At 64.8% G+C, this 20,973-nt stretch carries 14 protein-coding genes; 7 read left to right on the top strand and 7 right to left on the bottom strand.

Going from position 1 to position 20,973, the window contains the following annotated elements:
* Nucleotide 1 precedes the first annotated feature (1 nt).
* The 7 genes from GYH29_RS09180 to GYH29_RS09150 all read right to left on the bottom strand — a co-directional run bounded on the left by GYH29_RS09180 (nucleotide 2) and on the right by GYH29_RS09150 (nucleotide 6,864).
* Entirely contained in the window at nucleotides 2-1,423 is a 1,422-nt protein-coding gene (locus GYH29_RS09180) for an ATP-binding protein (protein ID WP_043592159.1), read from the bottom strand.
* Nucleotides 1,420-2,070, bottom strand: a complete 651-nt coding sequence (locus GYH29_RS09175; protein ID WP_019103219.1) for a response regulator — start codon at nucleotides 2,068-2,070, stop codon at nucleotides 1,420-1,422. The genes GYH29_RS09180 and GYH29_RS09175 overlap by 4 nt, the downstream gene beginning before the upstream one ends.
* A 72-nt stretch (nucleotides 2,071-2,142) precedes the next feature.
* Complete coding sequence (locus GYH29_RS09170) at nucleotides 2,143-2,571, bottom strand: MarR family transcriptional regulator (RefSeq protein ID WP_039756027.1); 429 nt, start codon at nucleotides 2,569-2,571, stop codon at nucleotides 2,143-2,145.
* A 19-nt stretch (nucleotides 2,572-2,590) separates the two neighbouring features.
* Nucleotides 2,591-3,010 (bottom strand): DUF488 domain-containing protein, encoded by a 420-nt coding sequence (locus GYH29_RS09165; RefSeq protein WP_052052093.1) that lies wholly within the window; start codon nucleotides 3,008-3,010, stop codon nucleotides 2,591-2,593.
* A gap of 137 nt (nucleotides 3,011-3,147) precedes the next feature.
* Nucleotides 3,148-4,278 (bottom strand): L-threonine dehydrogenase, encoded by a 1,131-nt coding sequence (yiaY, locus tag GYH29_RS09160; protein WP_019103222.1) that lies wholly within the window; start codon nucleotides 4,276-4,278, stop codon nucleotides 3,148-3,150.
* A gap of 99 nt (nucleotides 4,279-4,377) precedes the next feature.
* Nucleotides 4,378-5,079 carry a MarC family protein gene (locus tag GYH29_RS09155; RefSeq protein ID WP_019103223.1) on the bottom strand — a complete coding sequence of 234 codons (702 nt, stop codon included), beginning with the start codon at nucleotides 5,077-5,079 and terminating at the stop codon, nucleotides 4,378-4,380.
* A 258-nt stretch (nucleotides 5,080-5,337) separates the two neighbouring features.
* Nucleotides 5,338-6,864 (bottom strand): amino acid permease, encoded by a 1,527-nt coding sequence (locus tag GYH29_RS09150; RefSeq protein WP_043592158.1) that lies wholly within the window; start codon nucleotides 6,862-6,864, stop codon nucleotides 5,338-5,340.
* A 799-nt stretch (nucleotides 6,865-7,663) separates the two neighbouring features.
* Between GYH29_RS09150 and GYH29_RS09145 the strand changes: the two genes are divergently transcribed.
* From GYH29_RS09145 to GYH29_RS09115, 7 genes are all read left to right on the top strand, one after another.
* Entirely contained in the window at nucleotides 7,664-8,644 is a 981-nt protein-coding gene (locus GYH29_RS09145; protein WP_161523576.1) for an isocyanide synthase family protein, read from the top strand.
* Between the two features lie 35 nt (nucleotides 8,645-8,679).
* Nucleotides 8,680-10,467 (top strand): isocyanide synthase family protein, encoded by a 1,788-nt coding sequence (locus tag GYH29_RS09140; RefSeq protein ID WP_161523575.1) that lies wholly within the window; start codon nucleotides 8,680-8,682, stop codon nucleotides 10,465-10,467.
* A 68-nt stretch (nucleotides 10,468-10,535) separates the two neighbouring features.
* Entirely contained in the window at nucleotides 10,536-11,789 is a 1,254-nt protein-coding gene (locus GYH29_RS09135; RefSeq protein WP_161523574.1) for a glycosyltransferase, read from the top strand.
* A gap of 115 nt (nucleotides 11,790-11,904) precedes the next feature.
* Nucleotides 11,905-13,155 (top strand): MdtA/MuxA family multidrug efflux RND transporter periplasmic adaptor subunit, encoded by a 1,251-nt coding sequence (locus tag GYH29_RS09130; protein WP_232060556.1) that lies wholly within the window; start codon nucleotides 11,905-11,907, stop codon nucleotides 13,153-13,155.
* Nucleotides 13,156-13,170: 15 nt separating this feature from the next.
* Nucleotides 13,171-16,272 carry an MdtB/MuxB family multidrug efflux RND transporter permease subunit gene (locus GYH29_RS09125; protein ID WP_161523573.1) on the top strand — a complete coding sequence of 1,034 codons (3,102 nt, stop codon included), beginning with the start codon at nucleotides 13,171-13,173 and terminating at the stop codon, nucleotides 16,270-16,272.
* Entirely contained in the window at nucleotides 16,269-19,367 is a 3,099-nt protein-coding gene (locus GYH29_RS09120) for a multidrug efflux RND transporter permease subunit (RefSeq protein WP_161523572.1), read from the top strand. Before GYH29_RS09125 ends, GYH29_RS09120 begins: the two co-directional genes overlap by 4 nt.
* Nucleotides 19,368-19,372: 5 nt before the next feature.
* A complete protein-coding gene (locus tag GYH29_RS09115; protein WP_161523571.1) occupies nucleotides 19,373-20,923 on the top strand; it encodes an efflux transporter outer membrane subunit in 1,551 nt (516 codons plus the stop codon).
* Nucleotides 20,924-20,973: the final 50 nt, after the last annotated feature.

Genomic DNA, 20,973 nt, shown 5'->3' with positions numbered 1-20,973 from the left:
GCTATGCCGGCTGCGCCCCGCGCTCCGCGGCCGGGGCCTCCGGCGCGGCGCAGCGCGGCAGGCGGATTTCCACTCCCAGGCCGTTGCCGTGCAGGCCATCGGTCAACAGCAGGCTGCCGCCGTGCAGCTCCACCACCCGCTTGACAATGGCCAGCCCCAGGCCGCTGCCGGTGACGGTGTTGTCGGGCAGGCGCACAAAACGCTTCAACACCTGCTCGCGCCACTGCGGCTCGATGCCCGGACCGTCGTCCAGCACCGCCAGCCGCAGATTGGAGAACCCCTCGCTGACTTCCACATTGATGGACGCGCCGTCCGGGCAGTAACGGATGGCGTTGTCCAGCAAATTATCCAGCAAGCTGTCCATCGCGCTGGCGTCGCCGCAGCAAGCCGCCGTCTGCGCGCCGTCGTAAGCCAAGGTGATGTTGCGCTCCATCGCCCGCGGCACATGCCGCGCCAAGGCCGCGCGCGCTAACGCCCCCAGGTCGAAGGACACCGGCCGCACCCGCGCCGACTCCGCGTCCAGCCGCGACAGCGTCAGCAGCTTGCCCACCAGTTCGCCGCTGCGGCCTATGCTGGCGTCCAGCAAGGCCGCCAGCGCCGCCCTCTCCTGCTCGGACTCCGCCCGCGCCAGCAAATGCACTTGCGCGCCAATCGCCGCCAGCGGCGTGCGCAGTTCGTGCGCGGCGTCGGCGAAGAAGCGCTGCTCTCCTTCGCGAAAGGTGGCCAGCCGCGACAACAGCTCGTTGACGGAATTGAACACCGGCCGCAGTTCCTGGTATTCGGGATCGGCGCAGGCCAGCGGCGCCGTCGATTGCACATCGCGCGAGGTAATGGTGGTGGCCAGCGTCGCCAAGGGCTGCAAGGCGCGGCCGTAGCCGACGCGCAGCAGCAACATGATGATGGGCACAGCAGCGATCAGCGGCATCAGAAAGAAGACCAAGATCTCGGCCTGCACCCGCTGCACGAAGCTGCGCGCCACCGCCAGCTGCACCTGCACCGGCGCATCGGCGGCGTCGACCACCAGGATGCGCCAGCGTCCCTGGTTGGCCGGCGCGTCGGCGCTGACAGGCTGCGCCAGTTCCGGCCAGGTATTGGACACCGCCAGCAAATGCTGGCGCTTGTCGACGATGCGGTAGGCCAGCTCGCTGCGCAGCGGCGGCTTTTCGCTATAGCCATGGCCAAACTGGCCTATCAGTTGATCGACGATGCGCACGCGCTCCCCGGGCTTGACGTCGGCGCTGTAGACGGTAGCCAGCGTGCGCGCCAGTCCGCGCAGATCCCCGTCCAGGTAGCCGGACCCCACACGGGTCACTTCCCAGTAAAACCAGGCGAACAGGACCAGCCATACCGCCAGCAGGGAGCTCAGGCTGGTCCATAAGAGCCGCCGGTAGAGCGAACGCCGCGCCAGCGAGGGAATGATCATGCCGGCTTGGGCAACAGATAGCCGACGCCGCGAATGGTGCGGATCCAGTCCGAACCCAGCTTGCGCCGCAAATTGTGGACATGCACCTCCAGCGCGTTGTCGGACTCGCAGCACAGATGCTCCACCAGGTGCTCGCGGCTAACCACCTTGCCGGCCTTGCGCACCAGTTCGAACATCAGCGCGAATTCCGACGGCGACAAGGCTACCGCCGCGCCGTTCATCGACAGCTCGCGGGTGTCGGCGTTGATGCATAAATCGCCGATCTGCCAATTGGCCGACACGAAGCCGCTGCTGCGCCGGGTCACCGCCTGCAGCCGGGCCAGCAGTTCCGGAATGGCGAAAGGCTTGACCAGATAGTCGTCGGCGCCGTTGTGCAGGCCGGTCAGCCGGCTCTCCAGCGCGTCGCGCGCGGTCAGGATGATCACCGGCAGCGTCGATCCGTTGCCGCGCAACTCCTGCAGCAAATGCAGGCCCTCGCCGTCCGGCAGCCCCAGATCCAGCAGCAAGGCGTCCTGCGGCTCATCGGCCAGAAAAGTGCGCGCTTCTTTCAGCCTCCGCACCCAGACGGTGCGAAAACCGGCCTGGCGCAAGGCCTGCCCCAGCGCCTCGCCCAATGCCAGGTCGTCCTCAACCAACAATATGTTCACGGGATGTCTCCGCACGCCAAAGCAATGTCAAAATCATGCCAGAGCGCCATGGCAAAATCTACCGCGCCGGCGTCAATCCTGAGCTTGCAGCAGGTGGTCCAGGGACAGCACGTCGCCCAGCCGCCGCAGGGCCTGCAACTCCTCGCGGTGCTCGCGCGCCAGGCGTTCCGCCAGCGCCTCGCCCTTGGGCGTCAGCCGCACTTCCACGCAGCGGCGGTCGTCCCGCCCCGGGCTGCGCGCCACCAATTGTTGCTGCTCGCAGCGGCTGATCAGGCCCACCACGCTGTGATGGTGCGACTGCAGCCGCTCGGCCAGCTCGGCCACGGTGGCCCAGTCCCGTCCTGGAAAGCCCTTGATCTGCAACAACAGCAGGTATTGCAGCATGGTGATGCCATGGCGCTGGGCCGCCTCTTCGCTAAAACGCTGGAAACGGCGCAAGCGGTAGCGGAAATCCGCCAGACGTTCGAAATCCTGCTTGGAAAAATTCGGGGGGTCGGACACGCGGGTCACCTCGTTCGGCTCAACCGTCCAGCAAAGCGCGGTAGCACACCGGCGAAGCCAACTCCCCCGCCTCGATGCGTTCTATCTCGTCCAGCTTATCGCCCAGGAACTGCGCCAAGGCCTGCGCCGGCTGCCGCTCGCCGCCGCCTGCGTGCAACAGCACCAGGCCGCCGCCGCGGCTGGCCTTCCAAAGCGGCCACCAGCGCTGCGGATTCGCTGCCAAATCAGCCCAATACACTTCACAGAATGTGGGCCAATGGCGTTCGTCCTGACGCAGCCAGTTAAGCAGGCCGGGCGCCGGCGCCACGCTTTTCAGCCAGTGGGCGGCATCCAACGCCTGCCGAGGCAGACCCTTGGGCCAGGTTTCCTCAATCAGAAAAGCGTTCTCAAGGCCCTGCCGGTATTCGCTCACCGGCAACAGGCGGATTTTTGCGTCCATTGCGTCACTCCTTATTTCATCTGGCGGCGGAGGCGGTGCGGCGTCGTCAGAAATATCGCATTACGATATTTAATGGTCAAAAAAAGGCGGCTGGGCCGCCCGTTTGGCCGCGGTTGTTACACCGCGGCCATCCACTTCTACAGCGCGGCCTTGAAAATCGCGCAGATTTCTTCATGGCTGGCCTGGATCGGATTGGTGAGGCCGCAAGCGTCCTTCAAGGCGTTGGCGGCCAGCTCCGGAATATCCTCTTCCTTGACCCCCAACTGCGTCAATCCTGCCGGAATGCCTACGTCAGCCGCCAATTGGCGTATGGCGGCGATCGCCGCTTCCGCGTTGGCGGCCACGCCCAGCGCCGCCCCGACGTCGGCCAGACGCTGGCCGGCCGCCTTGGCGTTAAAAGCCTGCACATGCGGCAGCAGCACCGCGTTGCACACTCCGTGCGGCAGATCGTAGAAGCCGCCCAACTGGTGCGCCATCGCGTGCACATAGCCCAGAGAGGCGTTGTTGAAGGCCATGCCGGCCAGGAACTGCGCGTAAGCCATTTGCTCCCGCGCTTCCATGTCCAGGCCGTGGCGCACCGCGCGGCGCAAGTGGCCGGCAATCAGCGTTACCGCCTTCAAGGCGCAAGCGTCCGTGATGGGCGTGGCGATGGTGGAAACGTAAGCCTCCACCGCGTGGGTCAGCGCGTCCATGCCGGTGGCCGCGGTCAGCGACGCCGGCATGCCGGCCATGGTTTCCGGATCGTTGACCGACAGCACCGGCGTGGTGTGCTTGTCCACGATGGCCATTTTGATGTGGCGGGATTCGTCGGTAATGATGCAGAAGCGGGTCATTTCCGAGGCGGTGCCGGCCGTGGTGTTGATCGCCACCAGCGGCAGTTGCGGCTTGGCGGACTTGTCCACACCCTCGTAATCCTGGATCTTGCCGCCGTTGGCCGCTACCAGGGCTATGCCCTTGGCGCAGTCGTGCGGCGAGCCGCCGCCCAGCGACACCACGGCGTCGCAGCCATGCTCGCGCAACAGCGCGAGGCCGGCGCCGACATTGGCGGTGGTGGGATTGGGGTGCACGCCGTCGAACAGCACGGTGGCGATGCCGACGCCGCCCAGCAATTCCGTGACGCGGCCGGCCAAGCCGGTTTTCACCAGGCCGGTATCCGTCACCATCAATACTTTGCGGTAGCCGTAACCGCGCATGGTCTCAACGGCTTGTTGCAAACAGCCCGCGCCCATCAGGTTGACGCAGGGAATGAAGAAAGCGCTGGTCGCCATGGCAAACTCCTGTTCTTAAGACATTTGTCATAAGCGCAGTATGCTTATTTTGGCCGATACGGTATTTGCCTCACATCAAAAGATGTCCAATCATCCCGCTCACTTGTGCGGCAACACATCCTGCACCAACAGGGCGACCAGGGCGCCGAAGCCGTCCCACATGATCTGCACCCCCAGGCACAGCAGGATGAAGGCGGACAGCCGCAGAAACACCACCGAGCCGGTCTGGCCCAGATAACGCAGTAATTTATCGGCGTGGCGGTAGCACAGATAGACCAGCACGCTGCACACCAGCACCGCGCAGCCGCCGGCCAGCGGCGAGATCGCGTATTTGACGATGCCCTTGCCGGTATCGGTCAGCGAAGCGCCCATGGTGATGGCCACCGAGATGGAGCCCGGCCCCACCGTCAGCGGAAAGGTCAACGGATAGAAGGCGCGTTGCTTCAGCGCGTCGTGGTTTTCCGCCTGAATGGGCTGATCGGTGGAAGTGGGATTGCTCTCCGGCGGCGCGTCGTTGAGCATGCGCCAGGCTGCGAAAGTAATCAGCAGGCCGCCGGACAACTGCACCACCGGCAAGGACACGCCGAAGAAAGACAGCACATAACCGCCGGTGAACATGCTGCCCAACAGCAGCAAGGCGCAATACATGGCGATGCGGCGCGCCAGGTAACGTCGCTGCTGCGGCGTATTGCGCGCCGTCATCGAGATGAAAATGGGCACCAGCCCCGGAGGATTCATGATCGGCAGCAAGGCCGCCATCACAAACAGAAACTTTGTTATGAATATTGTCAGCAACTGCATGGTGGGATGACTCCGAAACCATCGAATTCAGATCGAGAACGGCCGCGGGCGCGGCGCCAGCCGCCATATTACACAATTCATCAATATTGCAACCGGCTCTCGCTCGGACTCCGGCGCCCCTCCCCGGTTTCGGCGCATCGAGAGCGCGCCCCTCGCCGGCGCCAAATCCATAGCAATCAGTCTCTTACGTCAAACAGCCCGGCAATGCCGGGCTGTTTGACTCACTGCCGCCCCAAGGCCGGCAGAATTCACAGAGGGTCAGCGCGTGGCGGCGGCCAGTTTGCCGTTCTCGTTCTCTTGGCGCAAGGAACGAGCCTTGATCAGCGCCTCGCTGAAATCAATCTCTTCCAGCGCCACCATCCGGGTTTTGTGCTTGTACTTGTAGCCCAGCCACAGCGCCAGGAACAGCGGGATGCCCAGATAGGTGGCGATCACCGCGCTCCAGTCGATGTGGCCGCCGATGAAGGCCTCGTAGTTCTGGCCCAGCATGATCAGCAGGCACAGCGCGAAGGCGAACAGCGGCCCCAGCGGGAACCACTTGGCCTGGTAAGGCAGGTCGGCCAGATCATGGCCCTGCTTCACATAGGCGCGGCGGAAGCGGTAGTGGCTGATGGCCACGCCCAACCAGGCGATGAAGCCGGTCATGCCGGAGGAGTTCAGCAGCCACAGATAGACCGCGTTGGTTTCAAACAAGGAGGTCAAAAAGCACAGCGCGGCGATCACGCTGGTGGCGTACAAGGCGTTGCGCGGCACGCCGTTGCTGGACAGCTCGGCGAAGCGCTTGGGCGCCATCTTGTTGCGCGCCATGGTGTAGAGCATGCGGGTGGACGCGTACATGCCGGAGTTGCCGGCGGACAGGATGGCGGACAGGATCACCGCGTTCATCAGGCTGGCCGCCATGGCGAAGCCGGCGCGATTGAACACCAGAGTGAACGGGCTGGCGCCCACGTCCTTCATATCGTTCTTCAGCAGCAGCGGATCGTTGTACGGCAGGATCAGGCCGATGATCAGGATGGACAGCATGTAGAACATCAGGATGCGCCAGAAAATCTGCCGCACCGCGCGCGGGATGGTCTTGCCCGGATTGGCGGATTCTCCGGCGGCCACGCCGATCAACTCCGTGCCCTGGAAGGAAAAACCCACGATCATGGCCACGCCCACGAAAGCGGCCAGGCCGCCCACAAACGGGCCTTGTCCCTGCTGCATCACCGACAAACCCGGCGCGATGCGCTGCGGGTTGGGGTCGGTCATGATGCCGAAGATCATCAAAAAGCCAATGATGATGAAGGCGACGATGGTGGCCACCTTGAGCATCGAGCACCAGAACTCGGCCTCACCAAAGCCCTTCACCGAGAAATAGTTGAGCACGAAGATGATCAACAGGAAGCCGGCGCTCCAGACGATGCCGGGCACTGCCGGATACCAGTAATGCATGATGATGGCGGCCGCGGCCAACTCCACCGCCACGGTGATGGCCCAGTTGTACCAGTAGTTCCAACCCTGGGCGAAACCAAAGGCCGGATCGACGAAGCGCGAACCATAAACCTGGAAGGAGCCGGACTCCGGCATGAAGGCGGCCATTTCGCCCAAGCTGGTCATCAGGAAGTAGACCATCAGGCCGATCAGCGCGTAGGCGATCAAGGCGCCGCCGGCGCCGGCCGACGCCACGGTGGCGCCGGAAGCCAGGAACAGGCCGGTGCCAATGGAGCCGCCGATGGCGATCATCGACAGGTGGCGCGCCTGCAAGGTGCGCCTAAGCTCTTGGCTCTCTTGTTTTTTTTCCATCTCTTTGTCTCAAGTGCGCCTGCTCGGCGACATTGCTTTCGGCTCGCTGCGGCCAGCCGGCGGCCTGTTGTCGCAACGACAGGCAGTCGTAATCGAAACCCAAAAGAATGACAGCAACCACGACTGTTGACTAGTCAAACATGGCTTTGGAGCTTAAAAAACGAAAATGTCATGTTCGCAAAGGAATATCGCACCCGGTTGGACTGCGACCAAGAGCCTGTGACAAGGTCCCGCGAGCGCCGCGCGACGGATCTGTCGCATGAATCATACAGTTTTCACCCGTCCCGCCCGCTCCAGCACGCGGCTTGAAGCGCGGCGCGACCGAGCCGTCGCACCGTGGTTTCATGGGAAAACTCACAGTCGACCGTCGTCTTGCCCCGTTTACAAACATGAATGAATCTCATTTGCAAAAATGACAAATAAAACCTTGTCATACAAAGAAAATTTTAAATTTAATCCAAATTAAAACAAATTAGGCATCACAAATCGTCACAACCGTATTTACAATTTTCACACTTCCACACTGAACAAAAACCACCCCAATTAAATAAAAAACCAATCGTACCTTATTCGTTCAACCCCTTCCGCATATCAATATAACGATTACTCATAACTCTATAGCGGCTAATTTTTTCGCCCGCTCTCAACATCTGCCATAAAATGGCCGCGCTTACTAAAAGCAAATCGTGTCCTTTCCATTATTTTGGTTACCACATAACGATAAGCAAAACGCTCGCGCATGAACGCGGGCAAGTGGCAATGCCATCGCTTTTGATTCCACAACCAATTGAGATAAACCATGAACGCCATTGTCGACCCTGTTTTTCACCCATTTGGAGTTTCCGCGGCGGATCTGGCCCGGCAAATACTGGGGCTGGTTTTCAAACTGCGCCGCATTCACCCGGAGGATCTAACCGCAACGGAAGATCTGGACGCGGAAATGGCCCCTCACCTTCCCAAAATTCAAGCCGCCGTAACCCGCCGCCAGCCGCTGCAAATGATTCTGCCGGCCTTCCCCGGCAAATCGCCCAATCGCAATAAAACCCTGGGCGCGATGCCCGATTTGGCCGAGCGCCACGCGATGGATAATCTGCATCAGCTTTGCAGAGACATTCAGAGCATCTACCCGCCGGGCGCTCAAGTCGCCATTTGTTCGGACGGATATTGTTTTTCCGACGTGGTGTATATCCCGGACGCGGAAGTCGCCGCCTATATGGACGACTTGATTCGCTATGCGCGGCAGCGCCATGGAGACAGCTTTCGCTTTTACGACTTGAAAGATCACTTCAGCTATATCGGCGACCTGGATTCGCAGCGCGAAGAATTGCTGATTCTTTACAGCGACTCCATCGAACAGATCAAACGCCAATGCCAGGACGAACCTGCGATGCGCGCGATGTACCAGGGCATTACCCGCTTCCTGTTCGAGGACGCGCAAGGCATGGAGCGCTTTGCCGGCCACAGCAAGACCAGCTTGCAGAAAATGGCGCGCGCCAACGCCTATCGAGTGATTCAGCGCAGCAACGCCTGGAGCCGGCTGCTGGAACGCGCGTTTCCGGACAGCTTGCGCCTGTCCATCCATCCGCAATTTCGCGTGTCGTCCAAGATCGGCGTGCGGCTGGTGGACAGCGTCGATGCCTGGCTGACGCCCTGGCACGCGGCCGCGATCAAGCACGAGCACGGCGTGATGTTGAAAAAGCGCAGCGACATCGACGAAAACCAGTCCGCCTTGGTCTTTGTCGACGGCCGGCCAAGCCACTTCATCGCCACCGCCGCCTGAAGCCCCTCCCCTTATTGTTCATTTCGAGTATCGCCATGCAAAACGAACCCCTTGTCGCTTCCATCGTCTCCATTTTGCTCGACACCTTCCAGGGCGATGCGGACCACCCGCAGCTTGAGTCCTACCGCCAGACGCTGAGCGCCCAAGTGGAGCGCTTCGTGCGCCGGCAACAGCCGCTGCAACTGCTGCTGCCGGGCTTTCCGCTGAAATCCCCCAACACCCGCGACAAAACCGCGTCCGACCGCCCCGACTACGCCGAATACGCGGCGCTGGAACGGCTGGACCAACTGTGCCGCGCCGTCGGCCGCGTCTACCCGGCTGGTTGCGCGCTGGAACTGTTCAGCGACGGCCTGAGCTTCCACGACCTGCTGGACATCCCGCGCGACACGGCCAACGACTATCACCGCCGGCTGCGCGCTCTCTACGCCAGCCCGGTGCTGCGCTGGCATGACTACGCCAGCGTCCAGCCCGGCTTCGACCGCCAACGCGACCGCGCGGAAAGCGTGCTGCGCCGCTACCTGCCCGCCGCGGCCGCGGACTTCTCCCAGCCGCTGCCGGAAAACCAGGCCGGACGCCAGCCGCAATGGCTGGGCCTGCTGCGCGAAGACAATGCGGCGCGCGGCATCGCCGAGGCCGAAGACTGGCCGCAACGAGCGCTGCGCCTGGCTTGGCGCGGCATCGCGCTGGACGCGATGCTGGCCGAGCACTTCCCGGAAGCCATCCGGCTGACCATCCACCCATCCGGCTCGCCCGGCGGCAAATTCCCCATCCGCCTGTCTCCGGCCCAGGCCGAGGCGGCCTTGCCCTGGCACCGCGTCTACCTGCTGAACCTGGCCGGCCGCGGCGAGCTCGTCTCCAAACGCCAGGCGCTGGACGCGCGCCGCGCCAAGGCGGTGAGCTTCGACGGCCAGCCCTGGCTCTATCTGGAACAAGCCGGCGCTGAGTGGGAGGGTTGCGAACTATCGGTCATGCTGGCCGGCCGCTTCGGCCTGCTGATCGAAAACCGCCGCCCCGGCGCCAACTGCCTGTCGCTGCCGCGCCCGGCCTTGACCCGCTTGGCTCAGATCTTCGGCTTCGTCGCACTGCGCGGCTTCGCCGTGGAGGACGAGGACAATCTGATCGACTTCAGCGCCCAGTTCGGCACCCCTTACATCTGGCAGTTCGGCGCGGTGCACAAGGTCAAGCCGGAGGAAGACGCCGACGGCTTCGTCCACTCCTTCGAGGAACTGCCGCTGCACTGGGATTTGAGCATGCTGCCGGCCGACAATGAGTTCGTGCGCAAGAACCCGCGCTTCAGCGCCAGCCTGTTCGCGCTGTATTGCAAGACAGCGCCGCAACACGGCGAAGGCCAGACCACGCTGGTGGACGCGCGCAACATCCTGCGCCAAGTGCCGACGGCCACGCTGGCCGAATGGGAGCGGCTGCAAATCCGCTACCACACCAAGTTCACCTATTTCGGCGGCGACGCCCGCGTCTATCCGCTGGTGGAAACCCACCCGGACACCGGCGAAGCGGTGCTGCGTTTCCAGGAGAACAGCAACTCCGAACTGCAAAAGTTCTTTGTCGACGTGGAAGAACGCGCCGACGACTACCCCAACCTGGTCCAAGAATTGCTGGAACGGGCTTACGCGCCGGAAAACCTGATTGAGCACGACTGGCACGACGGCGATCTAGTGCTGATCGACAACTACAACAGCCTGCACGGCCGCCGCGCGATGACACGCGCCTCGCGCGGACGCGAGCTGTGGCGTGTCCAGGTCCACAAAGGCCAAGAACCGGTTCAAAGACTCGCGAGCAAGGGCGAGATCGTAAACACGTTCTAAGGCCCGCCCCGCGCCGTCCGGCCCCGCCGGACGGCCTTGCCTCCCTCTCCCATCTCCCAAGAACCGCCATGAACCCACGCAAGCAGAAAATCCTCTTCGTCGGCGAGGCCGTCACCCTGGCCCATGTCGCCCGCCCCTATACCCTGGCCGCCGCGCTGCCCGCCTCGGACTACGATATCCATCTGGCCGCCGCGCCGCGCTTCGATTACCTCTACCAACGCCAGGACATCCATTACCATCCGCTGCTCACCAAGAGCTGCGAAGATTTTCTTCACGCCGTGGACAACGGCAAGGCCTTGTACCGCCGCGAGGAAATCATCGCCTACGCCGAAGAAGAATTGCGTCTGATCGAACGCCTGGACCCGGACATCATCGTCGGGGACTTCCGCCACTCGCTGGGCATCAGCGCCGCGCTCTCCGGCAAACCGCTGATCAACCTGATCAACGCTTACTGGAGCCCCCACCGCCGGCCGGAGCCGCTGCCGGTGCCGGAACTGGCCAAGATCAATCTGCACCGCCTGCCCGTGATGGCGCCGCTGATGCGCTGGATCACCCCGCTGGCCACCCGCCTGCTGGCGCGCTCGCTCAACCGCGCCCGCGCCCATTACGGCCTGGCACCGTTCGCCAATTGCTTCGAAGCCTGGAGCCACGGCGATCAAGTGCTGTACTACGATTCGCCGGAGCTGGTGCCGCTGGGCCCGTTGCCCACTCACCACCACTATCTGGGCCCGGTCACCTGGTCGCCGGGCGGCCCGCTGCCGGACTGGTGGCCGCAACTGCAAGACCGCCCCACCGTCTACCTGTCGCTGGGTTCCTCCGGCAATCTGGCCCTGCTGCCCACCCTGATAGATCAACTGCTGGGCGAAGGGCTGCAAGTCATCGCCAGCACCGGCCGCCGCCAGCGGCTGCCGCAGCGCTCCGGCCTGTTCAGCGCCGACTTCCTGCCCGGCGAGGCCGCCGCCGCCCGCGCGGACCTGGTGATTTGCAATGGCGGCAGCCCCACCAGTTACCAGGCGCTGCAGCAAGGCCGCCCGGTGATCGGCATCCCGTCCAATATGGACCAGCTGCTGGCAATGCGGCATATCGAAGCCTACGGCGCCGGCGTCATGCTGCGCCGCCACCACATCGAAACCGGCCGGCTGCCGCCTCTGTTGCGGCGCATGCTGTCCAAGCCCTCCTATCGCCAGCGCGCGCAGCAACTGGCCTGGCATTTCGCCGCCACCCGCCCGCACCTTACATTTCGACAAGTCTTGCAACAATTCGACATACAATCGCCGACGCAAGCAAAGCCCGGTTCAAACAAGGAGCGCATAATGCCGTAAGCATCGACCCTCGGCCTGCTGCGGCGCCCCTCACCGCCCATCCATGCCGGCGGTCGCCTTTGAACGATCCGGAGCGGCCCTCGCCGCTCCAACGCCGCACTCCTGGAGCCCCGCCGTGATCCAATCCGCCGCGCCTCGCCGCCCGTTTTACCGCTCTCCGCTGTGCTGGGGCCTTATCGTCGCGCTCGCGTTGGGCGGCTGGTGGTGGCGGCAACACACGGCCGCGGACCCCGCGGGCCAACGCCGCGCCGCGCCGCCGGCGGCCGTGGGCATGGCCGCCGCGCAGCGGCAGAACGTCCCCTTGCAGATCAGCGCGCTGGGCACCGTCAATTCCACTTACACCGTCACCGTGCGCAGCCGCGTGGACGGCCAGCTGGACAAATTGCATTTCGAAGAAGGCCAGCCGGTCAAACAAGGCCAGTTGCTGGCGGAATTGGACCCGAGGCCATTCCAGGCCGCGCTGGCCCAGGCCGAAGGCCAGTTGCTGCGCGACCAGGCGCTGCTGCAAAACGCCCAGTTGGATCTGAACCGCTACCGTCAACTGCTGGAACAGAACTCCATCGCCAAACAGCAAGTGGACACCCAGGCGGCGCTGGTGCGCCAGTACCAGGGCACGGTCAAGCTGGACCAGGGCGCGGTGGACAACGCCCGGCTGCAGCTCAGCTACAGCCGCGTCGCCGCGCCGGTGTCCGGCCGCGCCGGCCTGCGCCAGGTGGACCCGGGCAACATCGTCCACGCCAGCGACGCCAACGGCTTGGTGGTGATTACCCAAACTCAGCCCATCAATGTGCTGTTCTCCGTGCCGGAAGTCAGCCTGGGGCCGGTATTGCGGGCCAGCCGCGCCCAAGCCGGCCTCGCGGTGGAAGCCTGGGACCGCGACAACCGCAACAAGCTGGCCGACGGCAAATTGCTGGCCATAGACAACCAGCTCAACACCAGCACCGGCACCGTCAACCTCAAGGCCCGCTTCGCCAACGCCGACGAGGCCCTGTTCCCCAATCAATTCGTCAATGTGCGCCTGAGCCTGGGCGAACAGGAAAACGCCGTCACCGTGCCCGCCGCCGCAGTGCAGCTGGGCAAGGCGGGCAGCTACGTTTATACCGTCAACGCGGATAGCAGCGTGAGCCTGAACCAGGTGAGCGCCGGCGCGCGCGTCGGCGACATCGTCGTCATCGAACAAGGCCTGAAGCCCGGCCAGCGCGTGGTGGTGGACGGCCTGGACAAACTGCGCGACGGCGCCAAGGTCACGGTGGTGGACCGCGCCGCGCAAAACCTCCAGGCCGCCCAGGCCGCTGGCAAAAACGGACGCCACAAACGCGACGGCAGCGGCGCGGCCGGCAAACGCCGCGCCTCGGCGGCGCAATAAGCGCGGAGAAACGGCATGAATCCCTCGCGCCTGTTCATTTTGCGGCCGGTGGCCACCACCTTGCTGATGGTGGCCATTCTGCTTACCGGCCTCGCCGCCTGGCGCATGCTGGCGGTGTCCGCCCTGCCGGAGGTGGACTACCCCACCATCCAGGTGGTCACCCAATACCCGGGCGCCAGCCCGGAGGTAATCACCTCCTCCATCACCGCGCCCTTGGAGCGCCAGTTCGGCCAGATGCCCGGCCTGTCGCAGATGTCGTCCACCAGCTCCGGCGGTGCCTCGGTGATTACCCTGCAATTCAGCCTGGAATTGAGCCTGGACGTGGCCGAGCAGGAAGTGCAGGCGGCCATCAACGCCGCCGGCAACCTGCTGCCATCCGACCTGCCCAATCCGCCGGTGTACAGCAAGGTCAACCCGGCTGACACCCCGATCATGACCATTGCCGTCACCTCGCCCACGCTGCAACTGACCAAGCTGGAAGACCTGGTCGACACCCGGCTGGCGCAGAAGCTGTCGCAAGTGCCCGGCGTGGGCCTGGTCAGCATCAGCGGCGGCCAGCGCCCGGCGGTGCGTATCCAGACCAATCCGCGCCAGCTGGCCTCGCTGGGCCTGACGCTGGAAGACGTGCGCACGGCCATCGCCAGCGCCAACGTCAACCAGGCCAAGGGCAGCTTCGACGGCCCGCACCAAGCCTCCACCATAGACGGCAACGACCAGCTCAAATCCGCCGATGAATACCGCGGCGTCGTCATCGCCTACCGCAACGGCGCGCCCACCCGCCTGTCCGACGTGGCCCAAGTGGTGGATTCTGCGGAAAACACCCGTTTGGCCGCCTGGGCCGGCGCCACCCCCGCCATCATTCTCAATGTGCAGCGCCAGCCCGGCGCCAACGTCATCCAGGTGGCTGACCGCATCAAGAGCCTGCTGCCGCAGCTAAGCGACACCCTGCCCGGCGCGGTGGACGTCAAGGTGCTGAGCGACCGAACCGTGACCATACGCGCCTCGGTGGCGGACGTGGAATTCGAACTGATGCTGGCCATCGCCCTGGTGGTGATGGTGATCTTCCTGTTTTTGCGCAATGTGCCGGCCACTGTCATCCCCGCGGTGGCGGTGCCGCTGTCCCTGGTGGGCACCTTCGGCGTGATGTACCTGGCCGGTTTCTCCATCAACAACCTCACCTTGATGGCGCTGACCATCGCCACCGGCTTCGTCGTGGACGACGCCATCGTGATGATAGAAAACATCGCGCGTTACATCGAAGACGGCGAAACGCCGATGGCCGCGGCGCTAAAGGGCTCCAAGCAGATAGGCTTCACCATCATCTCGCTGACCATCTCGCTGATCGCCGTGCTGATTCCGCTCCTGTTCATGGGCGACGTGGTGGGCCGGCTGTTCCGCGAATTCGCCGTCACCCTGGCGGTGTCCATCCTGATCTCGGCTTTCATCTCGCTGACGCTGACGCCGATGATGTGCGCGCGCCTGCTCAAACACGTGCCGGAAGACAAGCAAGGCCGCTTCTACCACGCCAGCGGCCGCTTTTTCGACCGGGTGATCGCCCGCTACGGCCGCATGCTGACCTGGGTGCTGGAGCGGCAGACGCTCACCCTGCTGGTGGCGCTGGCCACCGTGGCGCTGACCGCCGCGCTCTATCTGGCCATGCCCAAAGGCTTCTTTCCACTGCAAGACACCGGCGCCATCCAGGGCGTCAGCGAGGCCTCGCAGTCCATCTCCTTCAGCGCCATGGCGCGCAAGCAGGAAGCGCTGGCGCAGCAGCTGCTCAAGGACCCGGCGGTGGACAGCCTGTCCTCCTTCATCGGCGTGGACGGCAATAACGCCGCGCTCAACAACGGCCGGCTGCTGATCAACCTCAAACCCAAGGAACAGCGCGACGATATCCGCACCGTGCTGAGCAGGCTGCAGCACCAGGCCGACACGGTGCCGGGCATGGCGCTCTATCTGCAGCCGGTGCAGGACCTGACCATAGATTCCCGCGTCAGCCGCACCCAGTACCAGTTCACGCTGCAAGCCACCAGCGCCGAGGACCTGTCCGCCTGGACGCCCAAACTGGTGGAAAAGCTGCGCCGGCTGCCGCAGCTGGCCGACGTGGCCAGCGACTTGCAAGACAAGGGCCTGCAAGCCTTCGTCAACATCAACCGCGACACCGCCGCGCGGCTGGGCGTCAGCACCGCCGCCATCGACAACGCGCTCTACGACGCCTTCGGCCAGCGGCTGATCTCCACCATTTTCACCCAGACCAACCAATACCGCGTGGTGCTGGAAGTGGACCCTCAGCACCAGCAAGACCCGCTGTCCCTGAAAAGCCTGTACGTGCCCACCGCCAACGGCGGCCCGGTGCCGCTGGACGCGGTGGCCAGCATAGAGGAGCGCCCCGCCGCGCTCGCCATCAACCACCTGGGGCAATTCCTCACCGCCACCGTGTCCTTCAACCTGGCCCCCGGGGCCTCGCTGGGCGCGGCGGTGGACGCCATCCGCCAGGCCGAGGCCGAGCTGGGCCTGCCGGCCAGCATAGACACCAAGTTCCAGGGCGCGGCACTGGCCTTCCAGGCCTCGCTGTCCAACACTCTGTGGCTGATCCTGGCCGCCATCGTCACCATGTACATCGTGCTGGGCGTGCTGTACGAAAGCTATATTCATCCCATCACGATTCTCTCCACCCTGCCCTCGGCCGGCATCGGCGCGTTGCTGGCTCTGCTCTTGTCCGGCAACGATCTGTCGGTGATCGCCATCATCGGCATCATTCTGTTGATCGGCATCGTCAAGAAAAACGCCATCATGATGATAGATTTCGCGCTGGAAGCCGAACGCGAACACGGCATGAGCCCGCGCGACGCCATCTACCAGGCCTGCCTGCTGCGCTTCCGCCCCATCCTGATGACCACCATGGCCGCGCTGCTGGGCGCGTTGCCGCTGATGCTGGGCGGCGGCATGGGCTCAGAGCTGCGCCAGCCGCTGGGCGTGGCCATGGTGGGCGGCCTGCTGCTCAGCCAAGTGCTCACCCTGTTCACCACCCCGGTGATCTACCTGGCCTTTGACAGGCTGGCGCGCCGCCTCCGCCGCAAGATCAAGCCGGCACTGAGCGCCGAGGGCGAGGCATGATCCCCTCCGCCCCCTTCATCCGCCGCCCGGTGGCCACCACCCTGCTGACCCTGGCCATCCTGCTGGCCGGCTTGCTGGCCTTCAAGCTGCTGCCGGTGTCGCCGCTGCCGCAAGTGGATTTCCCCACCATCTCCGTCAGCGCGCGCCTGCCCGGCGCCAGCCCGGAAACCATGGCCGCCACCGTGGCCACTCCACTGGAACGAGCGCTGGGCCGCATCGCCGGCGTCACGGAAATGACCTCGTCCAGCTCGCTGGGGTCCACCCGCGTCACCTTGCAGTTTGAGCTGGACCGCGACATCGACGGCGCCGCGCGCGACGTGCAGGCCGCCATCAACGCCGCGCGCTCCCTGCTGCCCACCGGCATGCCGTCCAACCCCACCTACCGCAAGGTCAACCCCGCCGACGCGCCCATTATGATCATCGCGCTGACCTCGGACAGCCTGAGCCGCGGCCAAATGTACGACGCAGCCGACACCATCCTCGGCCAGAAGCTGGCCCAGGTGGAGGGCATAGGCGACGTCAACGTGGGCGGCGGCGCGCAGCCGGCGGTACGGGTGGAACTGAACCCGCGCCAGCTCAATCATTACGGCATCGGCATGGAAACCGTGCGCGCCGCCATCGCCGGCACCAACGCCAACCGGCCCAAGGGCTTTCTGGAAAACGACGAACGACACTGGCAGGTGCAGGCCAACGACCAAGCCACCAAGGCCAGCGACTACCTGCCGTTGATCGTCAGCTACAAAGACGGCGCCGCGGTGCGCATCGCCGACGTGGCCGAGGTCAAGGATTCCGTAGTGGACCTGCGCAACGCCGGCCTCCTGGGCCAGCAGCCGGCGGTGATGCTGATGCTGTTCCGCCAGCCCGGCGCCAACATCATCGAAACCATAGACCGGGTCAAGACGCTGCTGCCGCAGCTGCAAGCCTCCATCCCCGCCGCCATCAAGATGCAAGTGGTGATGGACCGCAGTCCCACCATCCGCGCGTCGCTGCGGGAAGTGGAGCGTTCGCTGCTGATCTCGGTGGCCCTGGTGATCCTGGTGGTCTTCCTGTTCCTGCGCAACGGCCGCGCCACCGCCATTCCCGCCATCACCGTGCCGGTATCGCTGGTGGGCGCCTTCGCCGTGATGTATCTGGCCGGTTTCTCTCTCAACAATCTCAGCCTGATGGCGCTGACCATCGCCACCGGCTTCGTCGTCGACGACACCATCGTGGTGCTGGAAAACATCGCCCGCCACATCGAAGACGGCATGAAACCGATGCAGGCCGCCTTGCGCGGCGCGCGCGAAGTCGGCTTCACCGTGCTATCCATGAGCGTCTCGCTGATCGCCGTCTTCCTCCCCATCCTGCTGATGGGCGGCGTCATCGGCCGGCTGTTCCGCGAATTCGCCGTCACCCTGTCCGTGGCCATCCTGGTATCCCTGCTGGTCTCGCTGACCACCACGCCCATGCTCTGCGCGCGCTGGCTCAAACCGCGCGAAGAACGGCCGCCCGGTCGGCTGTTTCAATGGAGCGAGCGCGTCTTCGACGCCATGCTGGACGGCTACCGCCGCAGCCTGGATTGGGCCTTGCGCCACGGCCCGCTGATGATGCTGATCCTGGCCGCCACCATAGGCCTCAACGTCTACCTCTACCTGGCGGTGCCCAAGGGCTTCTTCCCGCAACAAGACACCGGGCGGCTCAACGGCATGATACGCGCGGACCAGAACATCTCCTTCCAGGCCATGCAGCAAAAGCTGCAGCGCTTCATCACCGTGGTGAGCCGTGACCCGGCGGTGGACACCGTGCTCGGCTTCACCGGCGGCGGCCAGCGCAACAGCGCCAATATGTTCGTCAGCCTTAAGCCGCTGAGCCAACGCAAGGAAAGCTCGGACCAAGTCATCGCCCGCCTGCGCAAAACCCTGGCGCGCGAACCCGGCGCCCAGCTCTTCCTGCAGGCGGTGCAGGACATCCGCATCGGCGGCCGCGCCAGCAACGCCCAGTACCAATACACCCTGCAAGGCGACGATCTGACCCAATTGCGCGAATGGACGCCCAAAGTCCAGCAAGCGCTGATGAAGCTGCCCATGTTGGCCGACGTCAACACCGACCAGGAAGTCAAAGGCCTGCAAACCACGCTGGTCTTCGACCGCGACGCCATGGCGCGGCTGGGCCTGACCCAAGCCCAGGTTGACGCCGCGCTCAACGACGCCTTCGGCCAGCGCCAGGTCTCCACCATCTACAACGCGCTCAACCAATACCGCGTGGTGATGGAAGTGGCTCCGCAATACTGGCAAGGGCCGGACGGGTTGGACAGCATCTTCCTGCAAACGCCGGGAGGCCAGCCCACCCCGCTGTCCGCCGTCGCCCGCTGGGCGCCCGGCAACACCGCGCTGTCGGTCAACCACCAAAGCCAGTTCGCCGCCGCCACCGTCTCCTTCAACTTGCCGCCGGGCGCCGCGCTGTCCGACGCCACCGACGCCATCAACCAGGCGCTGGCCGGCGTCGGCCTGCCCAGCAGCATTCACGGCAGCTTCCAGGGCAGCGCCAAAACCTTCCAGGCCTCGCTGGACAGCCAGCCGCTGCTGATCCTGGCCGCGCTGATCGCCGTCTACATCGTGCTGGGCATGCTCTACGAAAGCGTGGTGCACCCGGTCACCATACTCTCCACCCTGCCCTCGGCCGGCGTCGGCGCCTTGCTCGCCATCATCGCCACCGGCGGCGAATTCAATGTCATCGCGCTGATAGGCGTGCTGCTGCTGATCGGCATCGTCAAAAAGAACGCCGTCATGATGATAGACTTCGCGCTCAGCGCCGAGCGCGAAGAGGGACAAACGCCGGAACAGGCGATACGCCAGGCCTGCCTGCTGCGCTTCCGCCCCATCATGATGACCACGCTGGCCGCGCTGTTCGGCGCGCTCCCGCTTGCCCTGGGCCGCGGCGACGGCGCCGAGCTGCGCACCCCGCTGGGCATCTCCATCGTCGGCGGCCTGCTGCTCAGCCAGCTGCTGACCCTGTACACCACCCCCGTCGTTTACCTGTATCTGGACCGCTTCCGGCTGTGGTGCCGCCGCTGGCGGCCCGCGCGCGCCGCGCTGAACCGCGGAGCCGAGGAATGAAACCCATGAAAACACTAAGCCTTACGCTGGCCTGCGCGCTGCTGTTGGCCGGCTGCGCGCTGGGCCCGGACTACGCCAAACCCAAGCTGGACGTGCCGGCGGCCTATAAAGAAGGGGGCTCCGAAGAACCGTCGCGAGCCGATCGAGAGCAAGGCTCCCCCGTTAGACATTGGGGCGCAGCGACCGAGATAGTACAAACAGTACAGCGAGGAAGCGAGCACGGAGCAACGCAGCTATCGGACGGCGCAGCAGGTTTTTCGCGGCCCCCGGAGGATGGCCGCTGGAAAAGCGCCCAACCGCAAGATGCCCTTCCCCGCGGCGACTGGTGGCGCATCTACCAAGACCCGCGGCTGGACCAACTGATGGACACCCTGAACCGGCAAAGCCCCGGCATCGCCCAGGCCGAAGCGCAATACCGTCAGGCCCAGGCGCTCCTGAAACAGGCCGAAGCCGGGCTATTCCCCAGCCTGGGCCTCAACGCCGGCCAAAGCCGCGGAGTCAGTTCCCCCGGCCAAGCCACTTCCACCAGCTACAATCTGAGCGCCAACGCCAGCTGGGAACTAGACCTGTGGGGCGGCCTGCGCCGTTCGGTAGAAGCCGGTTCCGCCAAAGCCCAAGCCAGCGCCGCGCAACTGGCGGCGATACGCCTCAGCACCCAGGCGCAGCTGGCCACCGCCTATCTGCAAATCAGCGTAGCCGACCTGCAACTGCGGCAACTACAGGCCAATGAACAAGCGCTGGCGGAAACGCTGAAGTTGACCCGCAATCAATATCAGGCCGGCATTGTTTCCGACGCCAACGTGGCCCAGGCCGAAAGCCAATGGCAAAGCGCCCAGGCGCAGCGGGCGGACAAGCAACTGACCCGCGCCCAGCTGGAACATGCCATCGCCGCCGCGCTGGGGCAAGCGCCGGCCAGCTTCAGCCTGCCGGCGGCCGGCGCCGAACCGCGCTTGCCCAGCATCCCCGCCGGCCTGCCCTCGCAGTTGCTGGAGCGCCGCCCGGACATCGCCGCCGCGGAACGCGCGGTGGCGCAGGCCAACGCCCAAATCGGCGTGGCCCAGGCCGCCTTCTTCCCCACCCTCACCCTGTCCGCCAGCGGCGGCTACCGCGGCGCCAGCTTCGCCGACTGGGTCAGCCTGCCCAACCGCGTCTGGTCGCTGGGCCCGGCGCTAGCGCTCAGCCTGTTCGACGCCGGCCTGCGCAGCGCCCAGAAAGAACAAGCCATCGCCGCCTACGACGCCAGCGTGGCCGGCTACCGCCTGGCCGTGCTGTCCGCCTTCCAGGGCGTGGAAGACAATCTGGCCGCGCAAAGGCTGCTGGGCGAAGAAGCCGCCTCGCAACAGGCCGCGCTGGACGCCGCCCGGCGCGCGGAAACCATCGCGCTGAATCAATACCGCGCCGGCACCGTCAGCTATCTCAATGTGCTGAGCGCGCAAAGCGGCCGCATCAACGCGGAAACCACGCTGTGGAACGTGAAGAACCGGCAATACGCCGGCAGCGTAGCGCTGATCGCCGCGCTAGGCGGCGGCTGGCAGGAGACGACGCCGGCCCCATAGCGAGCGGCGGCGCCTAGGGCGGGCGGCGCCGTGGGCGATACCCGCCAGCG

The sequence above is a fragment of the Chromobacterium haemolyticum genome (assembly GCF_009936155.1).
GTDB lineage: Bacteria > Pseudomonadota > Gammaproteobacteria > Burkholderiales > Chromobacteriaceae > Chromobacterium > Chromobacterium haemolyticum.
Note: the sequence above shows the minus strand (reverse complement) of the source record. Positions and strands in the feature narration are given on the sequence as shown.